19 protein-coding genes and 1 pseudogene are annotated in these 21,190 nt (G+C 37.3%); all 20 read left to right on the forward strand.

What is annotated here, in order from left to right:
- The first annotated feature begins 178 nt into the window (after positions 1–178).
- The 20 genes and pseudogenes from EHR_RS10265 to EHR_RS10360 all read left to right on the forward strand — a co-directional run bounded on the left by EHR_RS10265 (position 179) and on the right by EHR_RS10360 (position 21,054).
- The gene (locus tag EHR_RS10265) at positions 179–2,362 is read left to right on the forward strand and encodes a Tex family protein (RefSeq protein ID WP_010737685.1); all 2,184 of its coding nucleotides are present in this window, start codon (positions 179–181) and stop codon (positions 2,360–2,362) included.
- 1 nt (position 2,363) lies between these two features.
- Positions 2,364–2,848, forward strand: a pseudogene (locus EHR_RS10270) (SprT family protein).
- A 27-nt stretch (positions 2,849–2,875) separates the two neighbouring features.
- Positions 2,876–3,631: a YdcF family protein gene (locus tag EHR_RS10275; protein ID WP_010737683.1), complete on the forward strand. Its 756-nt coding sequence runs from the start codon at positions 2,876–2,878 to the stop codon at positions 3,629–3,631.
- A gap of 181 nt (positions 3,632–3,812) precedes the next feature.
- Complete coding sequence (murC, locus tag EHR_RS10280; RefSeq protein ID WP_010737682.1) at positions 3,813–5,147, forward strand: UDP-N-acetylmuramate--L-alanine ligase; 1,335 nt, start codon at positions 3,813–3,815, stop codon at positions 5,145–5,147.
- 224 nt (positions 5,148–5,371) lie between these two features.
- Complete coding sequence (locus EHR_RS10285; RefSeq protein ID WP_010737681.1) at positions 5,372–5,857, forward strand: MaoC/PaaZ C-terminal domain-containing protein; 486 nt, start codon at positions 5,372–5,374, stop codon at positions 5,855–5,857.
- A complete protein-coding gene (locus tag EHR_RS10290; RefSeq protein ID WP_010737680.1) occupies positions 5,850–6,533 on the forward strand; it encodes a Bax inhibitor-1/YccA family protein in 684 nt (227 codons plus the stop codon). The genes EHR_RS10285 and EHR_RS10290 overlap by 8 nt, the downstream gene beginning before the upstream one ends.
- A gap of 166 nt (positions 6,534–6,699) precedes the next feature.
- Complete coding sequence (gene polA, locus EHR_RS10295; protein WP_010737679.1) at positions 6,700–9,345, forward strand: DNA polymerase I; 2,646 nt, start codon at positions 6,700–6,702, stop codon at positions 9,343–9,345.
- Positions 9,346–9,414: 69 nt separating this feature from the next.
- Positions 9,415–10,251: a DNA-formamidopyrimidine glycosylase gene (gene mutM / locus EHR_RS10300; RefSeq protein ID WP_010737678.1), complete on the forward strand. Its 837-nt coding sequence runs from the start codon at positions 9,415–9,417 to the stop codon at positions 10,249–10,251.
- Positions 10,215–10,850 carry a dephospho-CoA kinase gene (gene coaE / locus EHR_RS10305; protein ID WP_010719037.1) on the forward strand — a complete coding sequence of 212 codons (636 nt, stop codon included), beginning with the start codon at positions 10,215–10,217 and terminating at the stop codon, positions 10,848–10,850. Before mutM ends, coaE begins: the two co-directional genes overlap by 37 nt.
- Positions 10,851–10,902: 52 nt before the next feature.
- Positions 10,903–11,235 (forward strand): hypothetical protein, encoded by a 333-nt coding sequence (locus tag EHR_RS10310; protein ID WP_010737677.1) that lies wholly within the window; start codon positions 10,903–10,905, stop codon positions 11,233–11,235.
- A 464-nt stretch (positions 11,236–11,699) separates the two neighbouring features.
- Positions 11,700–12,194: a transcriptional regulator NrdR gene (gene nrdR / locus EHR_RS10315; protein ID WP_010719039.1), complete on the forward strand. Its 495-nt coding sequence runs from the start codon at positions 11,700–11,702 to the stop codon at positions 12,192–12,194.
- Positions 12,195–12,234: 40 nt separating this feature from the next.
- Positions 12,235–13,623 (forward strand): replication initiation and membrane attachment family protein, encoded by a 1,389-nt coding sequence (locus EHR_RS10320; protein WP_010737676.1) that lies wholly within the window; start codon positions 12,235–12,237, stop codon positions 13,621–13,623.
- Positions 13,623–14,549 (forward strand): primosomal protein DnaI, encoded by a 927-nt coding sequence (dnaI, locus tag EHR_RS10325; protein ID WP_010737675.1) that lies wholly within the window; start codon positions 13,623–13,625, stop codon positions 14,547–14,549. The genes EHR_RS10320 and dnaI overlap by 1 nt, the downstream gene beginning before the upstream one ends.
- 505 nt (positions 14,550–15,054) lie before the next feature.
- A complete protein-coding gene (locus tag EHR_RS10330) occupies positions 15,055–15,489 on the forward strand; it encodes an LptM family lipoprotein (protein ID WP_010737674.1) in 435 nt (144 codons plus the stop codon).
- Between the two features lie 116 nt (positions 15,490–15,605).
- Positions 15,606–16,304 (forward strand): tRNA (adenine(22)-N(1))-methyltransferase, encoded by a 699-nt coding sequence (locus EHR_RS10335; protein WP_010719043.1) that lies wholly within the window; start codon positions 15,606–15,608, stop codon positions 16,302–16,304.
- Positions 16,304–17,425: a Nif3-like dinuclear metal center hexameric protein gene (locus EHR_RS10340; RefSeq protein WP_010737673.1), complete on the forward strand. Its 1,122-nt coding sequence runs from the start codon at positions 16,304–16,306 to the stop codon at positions 17,423–17,425. Before EHR_RS10335 ends, EHR_RS10340 begins: the two co-directional genes overlap by 1 nt.
- A 14-nt stretch (positions 17,426–17,439) precedes the next feature.
- Positions 17,440–18,672, forward strand: coding sequence for a peptidase T (gene pepT / locus EHR_RS10345; protein ID WP_010737672.1), 1,233 nt, complete (start codon positions 17,440–17,442; stop codon positions 18,670–18,672).
- A 132-nt stretch (positions 18,673–18,804) separates the two neighbouring features.
- Positions 18,805–19,710, forward strand: coding sequence for a diacylglycerol/lipid kinase family protein (locus EHR_RS10350; protein WP_025480176.1), 906 nt, complete (start codon positions 18,805–18,807; stop codon positions 19,708–19,710).
- A 26-nt stretch (positions 19,711–19,736) separates the two neighbouring features.
- On the forward strand, positions 19,737–20,009 hold the full coding sequence (locus EHR_RS10355; RefSeq protein WP_010719047.1) for a DUF1294 domain-containing protein: 273 nt from the start codon (positions 19,737–19,739) through the stop codon (positions 20,007–20,009).
- A 10-nt stretch (positions 20,010–20,019) separates the two neighbouring features.
- A complete protein-coding gene (locus tag EHR_RS10360; protein ID WP_010737670.1) occupies positions 20,020–21,054 on the forward strand; it encodes a lysylphosphatidylglycerol synthase transmembrane domain-containing protein in 1,035 nt (344 codons plus the stop codon).
- The last annotated feature ends 136 nt before the right edge of the window (positions 21,055–21,190 follow it).

Genomic DNA, 21,190 nt, shown 5'->3' on the forward strand with positions numbered 1-21,190 from the left:
CTCAAATTCCTCAACTATTATAGGGGATTTTTAGTGTGATTGATTTGTTTTGCTAAGAGCTGCTATAAGTACTGTTATCAAATATGATAAAATAAATAAGTATGTGAGAAAATCCACCATTTTTATTTAGAAACAGGGAATAATGAAAATGGCTTTAACTTAAAAAGGGAGTATATTGATGGCAGAGAATTTAAATCAAACAATTGTCCAGTTAGTTCAAAAAGAACTAACGATGTATCATTCAAAACAACTTACCACCGTATTGAATTTATTGAACGAAGGAAATACTGTCCCATTTATTGCACGTTACCGAAAAGAAATGACCGGTAGCTTAGATGAGGTACAAATTCGAGAAATTGAAGAGCGCTATGCTTATTTAGAAAACTTAGAGAAACGAAAACAAGAAGTGATTCGTTTAATCGATGAACAAGGTAAGCTAACGCCAGAATTGAAAAAAGACATTACTTTAGCAGTTAAAATGCAACAAGTAGAAGACTTGTATCGTCCTTATAAACAAAAACGCAGAACGAAAGCGACGATCGCAAAAGAAAAAGGATTAGAGCCTTTTGCCCAGTGGCTTCGTCAATTGCCCAATGAAGATGTCTATGCAGAAGCAAAAAAATACCTCAATGATGAAAAAGAAGTTCATACGGTCGAGGAAGTATTGCAAGGCGCTCACGAAATCATTGCTGAAGAAGTCAGTGATAATGCAACTTACAGAACGTGGGTACGCTCCTATACCTACAATAAAGGTTCTTATGTCAGTGTCGTTAAAAAGAAGGAGTTAGATGAAAAAGCGGTATATGAAATGTATTATGATTATGCCGAACCCATTCATAAAATCGTCTCTCATCGCATTTTAGCGACGAATCGTGGTGAAAAAGAAGGTATTTTGAAAGTCGGACTCCAAGTGGAAGAGGAACCTATTTTGTCTTATTTGGAGCGGCAATTGATCAATAACCCAGCTTCTCCCGCAACTATGTTTGTTAGGAATGCTTATCAAGATAGTTACAAACGGTTTATTCAACCTGCGATTGAGCGGGAAGTGCGCAATGAATTAACTGAAAAAGCTGATGAGCAAGCAATTGCGATCTTTGGAGAAAACCTCCGTAATCTCTTGTTACAACCTCCTTTAAAAGGAAAAGTCGTTTTAGGATTCGATCCAGCCTATCGTACAGGATGTAAGTTAGCTGTAGTAGATGCGACAGGTAAAGTTTTGGCAATTGAAGTCATCTATCCGCATAAACCTGCTTCTCAAGCGAAACGTGAAGCTGCAGGACCTGCTTTTGTTCAATTGATCAACCAATACCAAGTAGATATGGTCGCAATAGGGAATGGTACTGCTAGCCGTGAATCAGAACAATTTGTTGCTGAACAATTAAAATCAGCTGATCATAAAGCGTACTATGCGATCGTGAATGAGGCGGGAGCTTCTGTTTATTCTGCAAGTGATATTGCCCGCAAAGAATTTCCTGACCTCCAAGTGGAAGAGCGAAGTGCAGTGTCGATCGCTCGACGTTTGCAAGATCCATTAGCTGAATTAGTGAAGATTGACCCTAAAGCTGTAGGAGTTGGACAATACCAACATGATGTTTCTCAAAAACGTTTAGCGGAACAATTAGATTTTGTAGTAGAAACTGTGGTCAATCAAGTGGGTGTGGATGTTAATACTGCAAGCCCTCAATTATTGCAACACATCTCTGGTTTGAATAAAACAACTGCTCAAAATATTGTGACTTATCGAGAAGAAAATGGTGCGTTTGAGACGCGAGCGCAATTGAAAAAAGTTCCTCGCTTAGGACCAAAGGCTTATGAGCAAGCGATCGGGTTTATCCGTGTACCAGGTGGGAAAAACATTCTTGATAATACAGGCATTCACCCAGAAAGCTATCCAATAGCAAAAGAAATTCTAAAAAGCAACGGGTTATCAGAGAAAGCATTAGGTAAAAAAGAAGCAATCGAAACCCTATCTCAACTTTCTTCCACTCATTTATCCAAAACATTATCTGTAGGAGAAGAAACGTTAGCTGATATTCTTGAAGGGTTAACCCGACCTGGTAGAGATATGCGGGATGAAATGCCAGCCCCACTCTTGCGTTCAGATGTTTTAAGTATGGAAGATTTGAAACCAGGGATGGAGTTGAAAGGGACTGTACGGAATGTAATCGACTTTGGTGCGTTTGTTGATATCGGTGTAAAGCAAGACGGATTAGTTCATCTTTCTAAATTAAGTAAAAAATTTGTTAAACATCCTACTGATGTCGTTTCTGTAGGCGATGTTGTAACAGTTTGGATTGAAGCTGTTGATGTCAATAAAGGAAGAATCAGTTTAACGATGCTTTCCCCTTATGAGGCGAAATAAAGTGACAGAAATCGAATTGCAGCAACTCGTTGAAAAAATCTCGCTAGATAGTTTTTCATTGCCCTTTAAGCATCAAGCAAAATTCAATTCTCGTTTGCGATCTACAGGGGGACGTTATCACTTAAACGACCATCATTTAGATTTTAATTGGAAGATGTTTCAAGAAGTGGATGAAGCGACAAAAGTTGCAATCATTAAACATGAATTATGTCATTATCATTTGCATTTAGCTAATAAAGGTTATCGTCATCGAGATGCTGATTTTAAGGTTTTACTAAAAAAACGGGTGGTTTAAGATACGCTCCTGCTCTTTCTGCTAAGAAAACGACTAAAATTGAATGGTATCAGTGTGCTAGTTGTACAACCGATATTTACCGCAAACGAAAAATCGATACCAAACGCTATGTTTGCGGGAAATGTCGAGGGCATTTGATTTGGAAGGAAACACTGGATAAAGTGCCAAATGAACAGCTTTCCAGTAAGTAAAAAATCTTAAAAAGGAGAAAAAAGCTCATGACGAATCAAGGGGAACAATTGAAAGATTGGAATTGTTTGCTATCCTTTTTGGCTGATGCAAGTGATCAAAGAACAAATGATTCGGCACCAATAGTGATTCTAGCAGGTAATGGCTTACCGATTCTTGCTGATAAGGCAGCTGAACTGTATTTGCAAGGACAAGTGCAGCAAATTTTTCTAGTCGGAGGAATCGGACATGCTACTAAGGTGCTTCGCCAAAATTTTGCAAAGCAAGGGGTTTTATTTGAGGATGGACTCAGTGAAAGTGAGATGTGTTTTCGTTACTTAACAGAAAAATACCACATTCCAACTGAAAGATTCATTTTAGAAACAACCTCGACGAACTCTGGGGAAAATGCACAACATGCCTTGACGATCCTTCAAAAAAAGGGCGCTTTACCTGAACGGATTTTTCTTATGAATGATCCAACATTACAGCGACGTACCAGAGCAACTTTTGAGAAGGTCTGGAAAGGCACAGGAGTAGAATGGTGTAACTATGTCCCATTTGTTCCCCAATTAATTGAACTAGCGGAAGAGTTACATTTTTCTCAGCCAGAGTTGAACGATCAATGGTCGAAAGATTATTTCTATGCGTTAGTTTTAGGAGAAATGGTTCGTTTGAAGGATGATGAACAGGGCTATGGACCAAATGGGAAAAATTATATGAATCATGTGGACATCCCACAAAAAGTTTGGTCAGCCTATCAACGGATCCGTTCTTCTGTTTCAGGAACTTTCTTGCGTTCATGAGAAAATCATCCCTAGTAGACCAAACGAGAGCGTTAGCCAGTTTTTAAATTTGAACGATTTTTCAAGTAAGTAACCTCTTCAAATATATTTGGTTGAAATTTTTTTAGGTTTATATGATAATGAGGAACGTGTTGTAATAGAAAACAAAATAATGGATGATATTTAAGAGAAGAGGATTCAAATGGAAAATCAAAATAAATTATACCATTTTGTTGGTATTAAAGGATCAGGAATGAGCTCATTGGCACTTGTCTTACACGAGCAAGGGTTACCAGTACAAGGATCAGATATCGAAAAATATTTCTTTACACAAAGGGATTTAGAAAAAGCAAATATCAAAATTTTGCCTTTTGATGCAGAGAATGTTCAACCTGGAATGACGATCATTGCTGGTAATGCTTTCCCAGATACGCATGAGGAGATTCAAAGAGCGAAAGAGTTGGGATTAGAAGTTGTTCGTTATCATGACTTTATCGGCGACTTTATCCAAAACTACACGAGTATTGCAGTGACTGGTTCACATGGTAAAACGAGTACGACAGGATTACTTTCACATATGTTGACTGGCATTCGTCCAACAAGTTATTTAATTGGTGATGGCACAGGACATGGCGATCCTCAAGCAGAATTTTTTGCATTTGAAGCTTGTGAATATCGTCGCCATTTCTTAGCATATTCGCCTGATTATGTTATCATGACAAATATTGATTTTGATCATCCAGATTATTATACAAGTATTGATGATGTGTTTACCGCATTTCAATCAATGGCAAATCAAGTGAAAAAAGCGATCTTTGCCTATGGAGACGATGCTTACTTAAGAAAATTAGAAGCAGATGTTCCGATCTATTATTATGGTGTTTCTGAAGATGATGATATCCAAGCTCGGAATATCGAACGCACAACGACGGGGTCAGCTTTCGATGTGTACCACAAAGATGAATTTGTGGGACATTTCACTGTTCCTGCTTTTGGCAAACATAATATATTAAATGCATTAGGCGTGATCGCAGTTGCTTATTTTGAAAAACTAGACCAAGAAGAAGTAGCGAAAGAATTGTTAACATTCCCAGGTGTAAAACGTCGCTTTAGCGAAAAAATCGTAGCTGATATGACAGTTGTAGATGATTATGCTCATCATCCAGCTGAAATCAAAGCAACAATCGATGGGGCTCGACAAAAGTACCCTGATAAAGAAATCATTGCAGTTTTCCAACCTCATACATTTACCCGCACAATTGCTTTGATGGATGAGTTTGCAGAAGCACTAGATCTTGCAGATAAAGTTTACCTATGTGATATATTTGGCTCTGCTCGTGAAGAACAGGGCGATGTCAAAATTGAAGATCTTGGCAATAAAATCAAAAAAGGTGGTCAAGTGATCAAAGAAGACAATGTTTCTCCTTTACTTGATTTCCACGATGCTGTCATTATCTTTATGGGTGCAGGGGACGTTCAAAAATTTGAACAAGCGTATGAAAAATTATTAAGTAGTACGACAAAGAATGTATTGTAATCTATTTTTTAAGTAGTCGATTGTAAAGCAGTCTCTATCTGTTAAAGAATGAAACTTAACAGGTAGAGATTTTTTGATTTTTCTGGTTTTCAAAAGAGGAATCAACGTCGCTGTCTTCTTTCAGTTTCGTTAATATTTTCTTGTTTTAATCAGTGTAACTTGCCTTTTTGGACTGTTTTGATACAATAAGAAGTGATCAATATATAAACTGGAGGGTTACTAACTTGAACATAAGTAAACCACGTAAATTAGGAAAAACCATCAATGAACTGGAGGAAGGGGACTCGTTGTCTTTAACTGAATCGATTGAAGACAATCAGCTGTTATTGTATTTAGGACTAACAAATGATGCGAATCCACTATACATCCAACATGATTTTGCGAAACAAACGGAGTACCAACAACCGATTGTGCCTTCTGTCATGTTGATGGGCATCATCACCAGTGCAATTTCAAAACATTTGCCAGGTCCTGGGTCTCATGTAGTCAATTTTTCTGTCAATTTTATTGAGCCAGTTTTCCATTATCAAACATTGACTTTTCAGTTTGATATTATCAAAGTAGACAAAATGAAAAATGTCGTGACAATCTCTGTCGAAGCAAACAATAGCGAAGAAAATCGGGTATTGGATGCAGTAGTGATGGTTCAGCCACCGGTCGAACCAGAATTAGAGATTACTCTTGAAAGTGAAGGTGAAACATATGAATAATCAAGGTACTATTTCAACAGGACTGAATCGCTTCTATGCTAAGGTCTATGGTTATCTAGGAGGAGGTCTAGCATTAAGTGCGATTATCTCTTATCTCGCATTACAAGTATATCCTCAACAAGTTTTCTCGTTCATCAATAATTTCCCATTAGGCTTTATGGGTCTCTGGATCGTAGAGTTGATTTTAGTAGTTGTATTGGGCGTTAAAGCAGCTAAAAACCCAAGTTTAGCTATTGGTGGTTTTATTGCGTATTCGCTCTTGAATGGACTGACGTTAGCTGTCACATTAGCGATGTATGATATCGGTAGCATTACCAGAGCGTTTATTACAGCAACTGGAATGTTTTTAGGGATGTCCGTTGTAGGCTTGGTTACTAAAAAAGATTTGACAGGTGTCGGCCGTGCCGGAATGGCCGCATTGATCGGTGTCATTATTGCCATGGTCTTAAATGTCTTTATTTTACGAAGCAGCGCAGTAGAGTTGTTTATTTCTCTTCTTTTAGTCGTGATCTTCGCAGGAATTACCGCATATGACAACCAAAAGATCCGGTCAATCTATATAGAATCAAATGGGACAGCACACAGTGGAATTGCCGTTTTCTTGGCATTGCAACTATACCTTGATTTTATCAACTTGTTCTTAGCATTCTTAAGAATTTTCGGACGTAACAATTAAGCGATTGAATGGATCGTTCAGTTGAACAATAATTATGAGAGTGAAAAGCATTGAGTCTTTTCACTCTTTTTTGTTCAGTAAAGTGGTTAATTTGCGTTTTTCTTTTCGCTTTCCTCAGTATTCTTTGTTAGAATAAATAAGAACTTTACAGTAAGGAGTTAGGCAGATGACAAAAAATAAATTATTACTTGTAGATGGAAATAGTGTTGCTTTTCGCGCATTTTTTGCTTTACACAATTCATTAGAACGGTTTAAAAATAGAAATGGGTTGCATACAAATGCGATCTATGCTTTTAACACGATGTTTGAAAATGTGATGCAAAAAGAGCAACCTACTCATGTATTAGTTGCATTCGATGCAGGAAAGACGACGTTTAGAACCGAGATGTATGCAGAATACAAAGGTGGCCGTTCAAAAACTCCTGGAGAATTTAAAGAACAGATGCCTTACATTCGTGAATTACTCACAGGACTAGGTGTCCAATACTATGAATTACCTAATTATGAAGCGGATGACATCATTGGGACATTAGCCGAAAAAGTCAATAAAGAAGAATTTGATGTCGTTGTTTTATCTGGTGATCGAGATCTGACTCAATTAGCTAGTAATGAAATCAAAGTAGACATTACGGTGAAAGGTGTGAGTGATATCGAAAGTTACACACCTGAACATGTGGCTGAAAAATATGATGGGTTGACGCCAAATCAAATCATTGATATGAAAGGTTTGGCAGGAGACGCTTCAGACAATATTCCTGGTGTGACGAAAATCGGCGAAAAAACAGCAATCAAATTGTTAAAACAATATGGATCCGTTGAAGGGATCTATGAGCATATTGATGAAATGAAACAAAGCAAAATGAAAGAAAATTTGATCAATGATAAAGAACAAGCTTTCTTATCCAAACAATTAGCGACGATCAATACAGATGCGCCAGTTGAAGTCTCGATTGATTCATTGAAATATGAAGGGAAAAACTTAGAGAAATTGGTGCCATTTTATAAAGAAATGGAATTTAAACAATTCCTGGCAAAGCTGGACCTTGTTGAGGAAGAAGTAGAACTTGAAGATATCCTATTTGAAGTAGTCCATGAATACCATGAGGACATGTTCACGACTGACATGGCTTTATATGTGGAGATGATGGGAGACAATTACCATACAGAAGATATCGTGGGTGTAGCTTGGGGGACGAAACAAAAAATTTATGTTACGAATGATCTAGCGTTATTTGAGAACGAAGCTTTTTGTGCTTGGCTAGCTGATCCAACACGGTTGAAAAAAGTCTATGATGCTAAACGGACTTATGTGGCTTTAAATCGTTATGCTACGAAAACAAAAGGGATCGATTTTGATGTCTTGCTTGGTGCCTACTTGCTTGATACAAATGAGAAAAGTACGGATATTGAAGGAATCGCTGCCCATTATGGCTATCATGAAGTGCAGTCAGATGAAGCAATTTATGGAAAAGGGGCAAAAAAAGGATTACCGGAAGAGGAAGAAGTATTTTTTGCCCACCTTGCCAGAAAAGTATCTGCCATTAATGTTTTAACACCTAAGTTAAGTCAAGAATTAACAGAAAAAAACCAAATGGCCTTGTTCCGTGAGATGGAACTACCCCTTTCAATCATCTTAGCTGAAATGGAAATCACTGGTATCAAAGTTGATGCTTCTCGTTTACAAGAAATGAAAATCGAATTCTCCGATCGATTGAAAGAGATCGAGGAAACAATCTATCAAGAGGCTGGTGAATCCTTCAATTTAAACTCACCAAAACAATTAGGGGTCATTTTATTTGAAAAAATGGGGTTACCGGTGATCAAGAAAACGAAGACGGGCTATTCCACTGCGGTCGATGTTTTAGAACAATTAAGAGAACAAGCACCAATCGTGGATGACATCTTGACGTATCGCCAAATCGCCAAGATCCAGTCAACTTATGTAGAAGGTTTGTTAAAAGTCATTCAATCCGATGGGAAAGTCCATACCAGATATGTTCAAACATTGACTCAAACAGGGCGTTTAAGTTCAGTAGATCCTAATTTACAGAATATTCCTATTCGCTTAGATGAAGGGCGAAAGATTCGCCAAGCGTTTGTGCCTAGAGAAAAAGACTGGTTGATCTATTCATCTGACTATTCACAAATCGAATTGCGAGTCTTGGCTCATATCTCGAATGATGAACATTTAAAAGCAGCCTTTCTTGAAGGACAAGACATCCATGCAAGTACTGCTATGCGTGTTTTTGGGATTGAAAAAGCAGAAGATGTCACACCAAATATGCGTCGTCAAGCAAAAGCAGTCAATTTTGGGATCGTTTATGGCATTTCTGACTATGGTTTATCACAAAATCTTGGGATTACAAGAAAAGCAGCGCAACAGTACATTGATACGTATTTTGAGAAATATCCTGGAGTCAAAGAATATATGGAACGTATCGTTCGTGAAGCAAAGGAACAAGGATTTGTCGAAACCCTTTACCATCGCAGACGTTATTTACCAGATATCAATTCACGAAATTATAATATACGTTCTTTTGCTGAAAGAACAGCAATCAATACCCCAATCCAAGGAAGTGCCGCTGATATTCTTAAAATCGCGATGATCGAGTTGGATAAACGCTTAAAAGAAGAAAAACTATCAGCAACCATGTTGTTACAAGTACACGATGAATTGGTTTTTGAAGTGCCAGAAACAGAATTAGAACGATTAGACAAATTAGTAAGTGAAGTCATGGAACATGCCGTGTCCTTACACGTACCATTGATTACAGATAGTAGTTGGGGGAAAACGTGGTATGAAGCGAAATAGCTGATTGCCACTATTGAACCGATCTGCTCAATAAATAGATAAAAAAGCAAATAAGTCGAAGGTGAAAACATGCCAGAATTACCAGAAGTAGAAACTGTACGAAAAGGCTTGTCTCGTTTAGTCGTTGGAAAGAAAATCCAAAAAATCCAAGTCTTATGGCCAAGAATAATTGAACAACCAGAAACAGCAATCTTTGAAGCTTCGTTAGTTGGCGAAGAGATTCTGTCTATTGATCGAAGAGGCAAGTTTTTAATTTTTCGTTTGAGTCATTATGAATTGATCTCGCATTTACGTATGGAAGGAAAATACCAATTTGTTGAAAAAAATGAACCGATCGATAAACACACGCATGTCATTTTTTTCTTTGAAGATGGTAGCCAACTCCGATACCATGATGTACGTAAATTTGGACGAATGACATTAGTTGAAAAAGGAACGAGTGATGCCTACAAAGGCATCATGAAATTAGGTCCAGAACCGTTGCCAGATACATTTTTATTAGACGGCTTTCGTTTAGGCTTACAAAAATCTCATAAAGCGATTAAACCATTATTATTAGATCAAAAGTTAGTAACAGGTTTAGGGAATATCTATGTGGATGAAGCGCTTTGGGAAGCAAAGATCCATCCAGAACAGCCAGCGGATACATTGAAGCCCAAAGAAGCAGAGTTGTTACGAAAAGCAATTATTGACGTGTTGTCTCGGGCAATTGAGGCTGGCGGAACGACGATCAGGAGTTATCTCAATGCGTTAGGCGAGTCAGGTAACTTTCAAGTAGCTTTACATGTCTATGGTCAGACTGGTCAACCATGTGTTCGTTGTCATACACCGATCGTCAAAACAAAAGTAGCGCAAAGGGGGACTCACTATTGTCCAAATTGCCAAAGACTAAAAATCAGCAAGTAGGCTATGTCTTAGGCTTAACTGGTGGGATTGCTACTGGGAAAAGCACTGCAGCAGCTGTTTTTAGCCGTCACCAAATCCCGATGATCGATGGAGATATCATCGCCCGTGAAGTCGTCCAACCTCAGACTCCTGGATTGGCGGCAATCGTTCAAGAATTTGGGGAAGAAATCCTTCAAGAAGATGGCTCGCTTGATCGAGTAGCTTTAGCTAAGATTATTTTCGATTCGACAGAACAAAGACAAAAACTTGATCGCTTATTAGACCCCTTTATCCGTCAAGCGATTACGGAACAGATTAAGCAACAAAAAGCAAATTATCCTTTAGTTGTCGTTGATATCCCTTTATTATTTGAAGGTCATTATGAACAGGAAATGGATGCTGTAGCAGTCGTTTACCTTCCAGAAGAAATTCAATTGCAACGTTTGATGAAAAGAAATCAATTGACACTAGACGAAGCAAAGAAAAGAATACAAAGCCAGATGCCGATTGAAGAAAAGAAAAAATTAGCAGATATCGTTTTTGACAATTCCGGTAGTAAGGATGAACTGACTTGTCAAATCGAACGTTGGCTCTCGGACTTCAACAATCGATTTCTTTGAGTATATTTAGATAGTTTGCTATGCTGAATATAAAGAAAAGAGGGGGATTGGTATGGGGACTTTTAAAAATCAAAAAGATAAAGTAGTCGGTTCTGCAAAAGAAAAACTAGGAGAGATCTTGAATAAAGATGAACTGGTAGATGAAGGACGGGCACAATCAGAAGCTGCAAAAGAAAATGATGAACGCTACAAAGCCAGAGTCGATGAATTAGAAGACCAACAAGCAGAAAAAGAAGCCAAGGAGCAAGATCTGACACAAGAACGAAAAAAAGATGATCCAACACACAAAAAAACACCTTTACCAGAATCCGATCATATTCCTGAACAACAAAAAATCGATGAACAACGAATGAAACATTATACAGGGATTGAAGAAAAACTTTAATGGGTATAACTTAGACTGTTGAAACAGAGAGTGAGACAAGTTTTGTCTCACTCTCTGTTTTTTTTGAAGTATGCACCTGAAAGAAGTTTTTAAGAAGCACTGTTTTACATGCAGTTTTCTCGAAAGTCAAGCCTAATTGTTTTGCTTTGGAACAATTTCGATCAATCGATTGAAAAAAAGGTTCTTCTAACGAGGTTTTTTATACAGGAGAGTCGCCTGTAAGAATTGTTTCATGTTATAATACAACTAGTTACATGTGTGAAACTTTTTTTATGAAAAGCAGGAGTGAATCATAAAAATATTGTTTCATACGTAATTATTTACGTAACTATTATCGAGTGAAAATTTATCCTTTGAATGTTCGTTGAATCAATACTATATAAATTGAATCAATACTATATAAATTGATTCAATATATTAAATGAATGTATATCAGAAAAATTTCAGATTAAGAGGTGAAAATAATGAGATGTCCTAGATGTCAACATAACAATTCCCGAGTGATTGATAGTCGACAAGCGGATGATGGTCGAGCAATTCGTCGAAGACGAGAGTGCGAAAACTGTTCTTTTCGTTTTACAACATTTGAAAGAATTGAAGCAGCACCTTTATTAGTGATCAAAAAAAATGGGGAACGGGAAGAATTTAATCGTGACAAGATTTTAAGAGGATTAATCCGTTCAGCAGAAAAAAGACCAGTTGCGATGGAACAAATGGAACAAATCGTAAACCATGTTGAAAATCGGGTGCGAAGTCTTGGTGAAAATGAAGTATCGACGACGTTGATCGGAGAATACGTGATGGAAGATCTGGTCAATTTAGATGAGATTGCTTATATCCGTTTTGCCAGTGTTTATCGTCAATTTAAAGATATGTCGGTGTTTTTAAAAGAATTACAAGACATCGTTGATAAAGCAAAAGAAAATAATAAAGAGAATCACAAAGAAAACAACGAATAAATCAGAAATAAAATCAAGTCATAAAAGGAGGCCAAATTCCTTGGATAACGCATGGAAAGAGCTTCAACCTAAAAATATCTACCAAGGAAGAAAAAGCTATCCGCTAAGAGAAGAAGGGAAATCCTCATTACTTTATCTCTACCAGCCATTAATCGGCAGTGAAGCTTTGAGTTTGTATTTTACCTTACTATCAGAAATTCCTTTACAAAAAGGCGTTGGACCGGAAGGATTACATGCTGATCTGTTAAGTAGCTTGAATTGTGGTATTCCTCAGCTTTATGAAGCACGAAAAAAACTAGAAGGGATCGGACTTTTAGAAGTTTTTTTCAAAGAAGACCCTAGCTTAGGGGGATGTTTTATTTATGAGTTACTTGAGCCAATTGAACCGTTAGCATTTTTTAAAGATACATTATTGTCTTTTCTGCTATTAGAAAAAGTCGGTCAACGGCGTTTCGATCAGTTGATCCAACTATTTCAGCCGGAACATTTTTCGACGAATGATTATCAAAAGATCACGAAGAAATTTTTAGAAGTATATCGCTTTAATGAAAAAACATATGCTGCAGATCAAGAGAAACTCGAGGGAAACCAACAGTCATTTACAACCAAATCAACTGATCTGGGGAAGTCCATGGAACAATCCACTCTTGATTGGCGCTTTTTGACAGATTGGTTGGCAAAAAAACATATCATGAATCTAGATGAATCATTGAAGGAACAGTTAACAATGTATCATTTACTTTATGGCGTGGATGAGTTGACATTAGGTGAATGGGTCGTACAAGCGTATGATTTTTCTGAGCAGACAGTATCTGTCAAAGAGCTTCAACGCATCGTATTGGTGAACCAACAGACGAAGCGAACAAATACATTGGCTAATCAAAATGAAGAAGCAACCTCTGCCAATCAGAATGAGACACCTAAGGAAGCAACTGCTCTGACAAATGCGACACTACAGTTAGTGAACGAAGCCAAAAGCATTCCGCCAATGAAATATTTAGAGGCACTGAAACAAGCAAAAGGCGGCTATGTGTCAAAACAAGAAACTTGGCTTTTACAGGATTTAGTTTCACAATCGGGATTGTCGAATAGTTTGATCAATATCCTGATCAATTATGTCTTAGTAATCAAAGATCGTCCTAGCTTAACCGCAAGCTTTGTCAACACGATCGCTAACGAATGGGCACAAAAAAAGATCATGACCCCAGAAGAAGCCATTGAACATATTCGGAAAACCAATAGCAAAGTCAAACAAAATACTAAAAATACGAACCAGAATTATTCAACTAATCGTCGAAACGTTCGTCGTGAGAAATTACCGGATTGGGTCAACCAGCCTAAAGAAGAGAAAAAAATCAGTAGTGAGAAAAAAGCGGAGATCGAACGACGATTCAAAGAATATTTTGCCAAGAAGGAGGGAGATAGCTAATGGAAGATGTAGGAAAAGAATTAAAGCGGATCATCAGCCAGCGAAATTATCAACAAAAATTTGCTGAAATGATCGAAGAAGTCCTCAACGATCCAGATGTGCAAGCCTTTTTGGCGGATCACAAAGATGAATTAACACAAGCAGATATCGAAAAAAGTTATGCAAAACTATATGAATTTGTCCAAGAAAAACGAAAATACCAAAAAAATGACCCTACGATGATCGCTCCTGGCTATGAGCCCAAGCTAACCTTGAATTTTCATTATGTCGATGTGACTTATGTTCCAACAGAAGCCTTATTGGCGAAGAAAAGACAAGAAGAAATCAGGAACCGGATCAAAGCTGTCGATATGCCAAAAGATATCCAAGATGCTTCTTTCAATAATTTTGAGCGTACCGATGGACGGAGCTATGCGAGCTTTGAAGCATTAGACTTTGTGGAAAATTATAGTGCAAGTCCCAAAGACTATCACAAAGGACTCTATTTAGTTGGCAGCTTTGGAATAGGAAAGACCTATCTTTTAGGAGCGACTGCCAGAGAACTAGCCATTAAAGGCTTTACAACTACACTTGTCCATTTTCCAACTTTTGCTGTTGAAATGAAACAAGCGATTGGAAAAGATCAAGTCGCAGAAAAACTAGATGCAGTCAAACGTTCACCGATCTTAATGATGGATGACATTGGCGCTGATGCCATGAGTAGTTGGATCAGAGATGAAGTCTTTGGTGTGATTTTGCAATATCGAATGCAAGAGCAACTGCCAACCTTTTTCTCTTCCAATTTTACAATGAATGAATTGGAGCAACATCTTGCTGTGACACAGCGTGGAGATGAAGAACCATTGAAAGCCAAACGAATCATGGAACGGATTCGTTATTTGACAAAAGAAATTGAAATGACTGGACGCAATCGGAGAAATGGCTAGCGAAAAGAGAAAGCATAGAAGTCATAATTGTAGCCTTAGTAGGCTTAGAAGATGTGATCGAGAAAGCTTTTTGCTGAATTAGTTATTGCCATATTTCCTGCCTATTGCTTTGATGGGTAGGAAAATAAGCAATGCAAACAATTAATTGAGAGAAGTCTGCAAATAATTCTCTTTTCAATGACTCTCGATGTTCACTTAGTTATTCAAGAAACTCATAATTTGAGATGAAAGTGTATCTGAATTCATACTTAACGCCACTTTTATTGATCGTAACAAGCTACAAAAGTGGTGTCATACTGGATAGAGTGATGATTACAGAAGCTTACGCCTGATCAATAGTCATCATGGTAACGAAAAAAGACAACCATAAATTTCTGATGAACAAGTATCAAAAACAAAATTGAACGACTAAAAACAGAATGTATTGATTATCGTCAACTAAATAAAAAGTCAAAGAACGATCATCAATTGAAGTAATGTAAATAATTAGCCGGAGGATAAAGATATGAAAGTGATTTTTTCTTGTTTGTTGGCGACAGGGTTACTTTTTTCGCTAACAGGTTGTGGTAATGGAGATAAAAATGAGGCATCGATCGATTCGATTAGTGCGGAAACAACGACTAAAGCGAAGGATTCTTCTAACGAAGGACAAAGTATTTTTAAGGGTGAAATTGAAAGTATTGATGATTCAGTCGATGATACCATTCAAATCAAAGTGGTCAATGTAGATGAAATCGAAGACCCCGAGAATATTGGAACCTCTTTTGATAATGATGGTGTAACACTAAATGTTTCGAATGATCAATTAGTCGGAGGTAAGGAATCTTTTCAAAAAGGTGACGAGATCAAGTTTACTTTAAAAGAAAAACCAATTATGACAATGTCAATCCCTCCGCAAATTCCTGGTAATTCGATCGTTGAGGTAAGAGTTATTGAATAGTCAGTGTTAAACGTTTCGTAAAAGCAAATAGCTCATCAGGAGATTTGAAATTTTTCTTTTTCAAATCTCCTTCATTTATAGGGAAAATGTTATAATGAGGGGGAAGGAGTGAAGGTATGAACCACTTAGATTTATCGAAACGCTTAGCATTAGTGGGAGAACATGTCCCAACAGGAGCGTTTTTAGCAGATATTGGCTCTGACCACGCTTACTTGCCAGTTGCATTAATGTTAAAGGATAAAATTGAATTTGCTGTAGCTGGCGAAGTGGTGAAAGGCCCTTATGAGTCAGCAAAAAAGCAAGTACAGAAAAATGGTTTAGAAAAGCGGATCGTTGTTCGTTTAGCTAACGGATTAGATGCGATTGAGCCAACAGATCAGATCAATGCGATCACGATTGCTGGTATGGGTGGGGCTTTGATTCGAGATATTTTAGAAGCAGGCGCCAAACAGCATCGTTTAACAGGGAAGGAGCGTTTGATTCTCCAACCAAATATTGGCGAGCAAGCAGTGAGAAAATGGTTGCAAGATAATCACTATCAAATCATTGCAGAAGAGATTTTAGAGGAAAACAAAAAAATCTATGAAATCATTGTAGCTGAAAAAACACCGACGAAGCATATCTATAATGAGGAAGAGATTCTGTTTGGTCCATTTTTATTGCAAGGAAAAACAGTGGTCTTCCAAAAGAAATGGCAAAGAGAATTAAAACAAAGACAAGCGATTTTAAAACAATTGGCACAAGCACAGAACCAAGAAGAACGTGTTGAAGCGATAAAAAAAGAAATCCAGATGATCGAGGAGGTTTTAGCTTAATGGCGATCAACGGTAATGAATTTATTCGCAAATTTGAAGAATATTGTCCTCAATGGTTGGCTGAAGAAGGAGATCCTGTGGGGCTACACCTCGGAACATTAAATAAACCGATTCAACGCATAATGATGACGTTAGATGTTCGTCCAGAAGTTGTGCAAGAAGCCATCGAAAAAAAGATTGATTTGTTAATTGCTAAACATCCTCCCATATTTCGACCAATTAAACGATTAACAACGGATCATCCACAAGAAAAAATGTATGCTGATTTATTAAAACATGATATTTCTGTCTATGCAGCACATACCAATATGGATATTATCGAGGATGGATTGAATGATTGGTTTTGTGAAGCATTAGGAATCAATGTCGAAAATTATTTGTTAAAGACACATACAAGGCATTACAAAAAACTAGCTGTTTATGTACCGATCGAAGACGCTGACAAATTACGTAAGGCTTTAGCTGAGGCTGGTGCGGGTGAACAAGGTCATTACGATCATACAAGTTTTACCAGTATTGGCGAAGGTCGTTTTCGACCGAATGAACAGGCACATCCCGCAATTGGTAAAAACGGTCAACTAGAAAAGGTAGAAGAAGCTAAAGTGGAAGTGATTTTTCCTGAAGACCGTGAGGAAAAAGTGTTATCAGCTATGTATCGTGTCCATCCTTATGAAGAAGTAGCATTTGATTTGTTTTCAATTGACGAACCGACTCAAACCTGGGGGATCGGTCGAATCGGAGAATTACCAGAAGCGCTTGATTTAGATACCTTTGTATCTAAAGTAAAAGAAGTCTTCCAATTAGAAGGGCTACGAGTTGTTCGTCCAACTCATACAAATAGCACTGTTAAAAGAATCGCCATTTGTGGTGGTAGCGGCGAAAAGTTCTATCCTTACGCATTAGCTCAAAAAGCGGATGTTTATATTACTGGAGATATCTATTACCACACAGCTCAAGATATGCAAAGTGCAGGCTTGATTGCGATTGATCCAGGTCATTATATTGAATCTTTATGTAAAGAAAAGTTTGTCGAAAAATTTGAGAAATGGAAACAAGAAGAAAATTGGACCGTTGATTTCTTTGTTTCAGAAACGGATACGAACCCATTTCAATTTAACTAAAGGAGAGCTGTTGTATGTACGAAAATCTTTTACCACGTTTTTTACGCTATGTTAAGACTGAAACCAGATCTGATGAAAGTAGTCAAACGACTCCTTCGACACAAACACAAGTCGCTTTTGCGCAAGTCTTAAAAAAGGAATTAGAAGATTTAGGACTAACCAATGTATTTTACAATGAAGAAAATGGATTTGTTATAGGAACATTGCCAAGTAACATTGAAAAGAAAGTTCGCTCGATCGGTTTCATTGCCCACATGGATACCGCAGATTTCAATGCAGTAAATGTTAATCCACAAATCATTGAGAACTACGATGGGGAATCAACGATTGTTCTAGATAGTGAAGAACATTATACATTAAATACCAAAGACTTCCCTAATTTGAAAAACTACGAAGGACACACATTGATCACAACTGATGGCAGTACGTTGTTAGGTGCGGACGATAAAGCTGGGATCGCTGAAATTATGACCGCAATGGAAATTCTGCTGAAAAACCCAACTATCCCTCATGGTGAGATCAAAGTAGCTTTTGGACCAGATGAAGAGATTGGGGTAGGAGCAGATAAATTTGATGTCCAGCAGTTTGATGTTGATTTTGCCTATACCGTTGATGGTGGACCTTTAGGCGAATTACAATATGAAACATTCAGCGCAGCTCAGGCTAATATTTCAATTCAAGGAAAAAATGTCCATCCTGGTACAGCCAAAGATACGATGATCAATGCATTACAATTAGCGATAGACTTCCATAATCAACTACCAGCAGATGAAGTCCCAGAAAAAACGACAGGTTATGAAGGGTTCTTCCATTTGATGGGATTAAATGGAAATGTCGAAGAAGCAACTATGAGTTATATTATCCGTGACCACGATCGAGAAAAATTTGAAGCACGGAAAGCGAAAATTAGTGAAATCCAAGAAAAACTAAATAGTCGCTTCGATCAGACACGTGTGAAAGTTGATATGTATGATCAGTACTATAATATGCGAGAAATTATTGAAAAAGATATGAGCATTGTTGAATTAGCAAAACAAGCGATGATCGATTTAGAAATCGAGCCTGTGATTGAACCAGTACGAGGTGGAACAGATGGATCGAAAATTTCTTATCTAGGCATTCCAACGCCTAATTTGTTCGCAGGTGGCGAAAATATGCACGGCCGATTTGAGTTTGTTTCTCTTCAAGTGATGGAAAAAGCAACAGATGTGATTGTAAAAATTGCAGAATTGAATACAAACGTATAAAATCAAATAGGAACGTGGATGGATCAAGTAAGTGAACGAAGTGGATCTATCCTTTTAGCTGGGGGTGGGCGTATTCCAACAATGGAACGTCTGACCCCTTGGTTTTTGTGTAAAAATGGGAGGAAGAAAGAAATGGAAAAATTGCTAGTTTTTTATAATCAAAGCTCAGGACAAGATGAAGGTGAAAAATTAGCAAGCTGGTTTAAAGAATATGCCTTAAAGAAACGACCAGAACTAATCATCAATCTAACGGAAACAGGTCCTTCGATCAAGCATGAGACATTAGTCAAAAAAGCTGAAGAAACGCACGCAGATACCTTAATCGTAATCGGAGGCGATGGTACGATCCATCATATTGTACAGGCTTTTCAAGATAAACTTGAGCATTATCAAGTAGGACTACTACCAGGAGGAACAGTCAATAATTTAGCCCGTGTTCTCGGTATTCCATTAGAAAAGGAAAAAGCTGCAGACATTATCTTAGAGGGACAAATCCGTCAAATCGATTATGGAAAAGTCAATGATGAAGTCATTATCTCAACTTTAACGATCGGTATATTGGCAGATACAGCTGTTTGGATCAGTCAAAAAGAAAAGCAAAAATATGGTTCTTGGATTTTTATCAAACGGTTCATCAAGTTATTATTAAAAAAGAGAAAGTATCATTTAGATATCAAAACAGAAAAAGAACATTGGCGAGGAAAAACACAATTATTGACAGTCACAATGTCTAACTCAGTAGGTGGTTATACGAATTTTGATGATTCAGCTTCACCCGATGATGGTATGTTTCATGTCACAATCATCCCATCTTTAGATATTTTTCGATTTGTTTTTTATTTGCCTCGTTTAATCAAAGGAAAAATTTACTCTGTCCCAGGTATCAATTATTTGACTGCTAGTCAAATCAATATCCAAGCACGGGAGAAATCAGTTGGTACTCGTACAGATGGTGATACGACAGATAATCTGCCTATCGAATTAGTCGTAGTCAAAAAAGGGTTGTCGGTCTTTGCTCCCAAAGAAGAGCAAAAATGATGTGCTAGAGGTGGAGGGAAACACGTATGGAAGCTTTACTACACAATCCTTTGTGGTTTTATTTAGTGATTGTCAATTTATATTTATTTTGTTTGATGGGTTACGATAAGTATCAAGCAAAAAAAGGCGGTTGGCGCGTTCCAGAAAATAATTTGATTTTTGTTAGTTTATTAGGCGGTGGAATTGGGGGATTAATTTCTCGTAAAGTATTCCATCATAAAACGAGAAAAAAGAAATTTACAGTAGGATTTGTACTGGGTGTATTGGTGGATTTACTGTTGATTTATTTTTTTCATTAAGGAGTAATTGATGGCGACAAAAGGTGCAAAAACGAAAATAGCGTTAAATCTATTCTTATTGATTGGAATTTTTGCCATTATTTATTATTTGATCAACCAATCTTTTGCAGATATTTTCGCTGAATTGCTGTCTACAAGCTTTATCGTTCTGGTAGCGGCATTCTTGTTAGGAACGATCTATCAGGTGGCAGAAGGGCGTTCAATCAAAGAGATTGCCCAGCCTTTCGAACCAACATTTTCCACTTGTGATGGTTTTTGGACATCTTGCTATATTGCATTTTATCGAATCGTTTCATTTGGAACAGGCACTTTGATTTCAGAAATTTATTTTTATAATAAAAAAGGAATGAAATACTCACAAGGTGCAGGTGTCACTGCGTTGCATATGATTATGTATAAATTAGCCGTGATTACCTATGCGATCATTGGTTTGATCATCCAGTTCTCTCTATTTTATTCCAAAGGACCAAACATGATCTGGTTCATTATTGCTGGCATTATTTTAACTGGGGTGATCATTGCCTTTTTATTGATGGTCTCAATGAGTCTGAATCTACAAATTTTCTTTATGAGTATCTCAAACAAACTGTTTCGAAGTGAACGCATCAGAGGTTGGGTAGATACATGTAATACACAAATCTATTCGTTGAGAGAAACTGTCCAGACAATTGTCAAAGATCGAACAGCTCTATTACGCATCTATTTTTGGAATATGGTCAAACTTATTTTTTGGTATATCATGCCCTATCTCTTTTTGGTTGAAAACCATCCCACGATCGACTTTCTCTTGACCTTTTCATTTATCAGTTTTGCGGTAGTTTTATCTGGTGTCATCCCTACCCCAGCTGGAATCGGTTCATTTGAATTTGTCTATCTGTTGTTATTCAGACCACTTGTGGGAACCGTAGATGCTTTTTCTTCTTTATTACTGTATCGGTTTAGCTCATTTATCTTACCTTTTATTTATGGGTTATTCTACGTGATTGCTGATCGTCGAAAGGTAATCAAACAAGAGATCCAAGATGTTAAAAACAATAAAAAATAATCAAATTGACCATTACAGCAATTGTATTGAGTCATATTATTAGATCCAAAACACAACAGTAAGTCCATCCAAGAGGCCTCTGTTGTGTTTTTTTTGATCACTTATTTTCGATAAAATAAGCGAGGTTATCTTTTGA

This window comes from Enterococcus hirae ATCC 9790, assembly GCF_000271405.2.
GTDB lineage: Bacteria > Bacillota > Bacilli > Lactobacillales > Enterococcaceae > Enterococcus_B > Enterococcus_B hirae.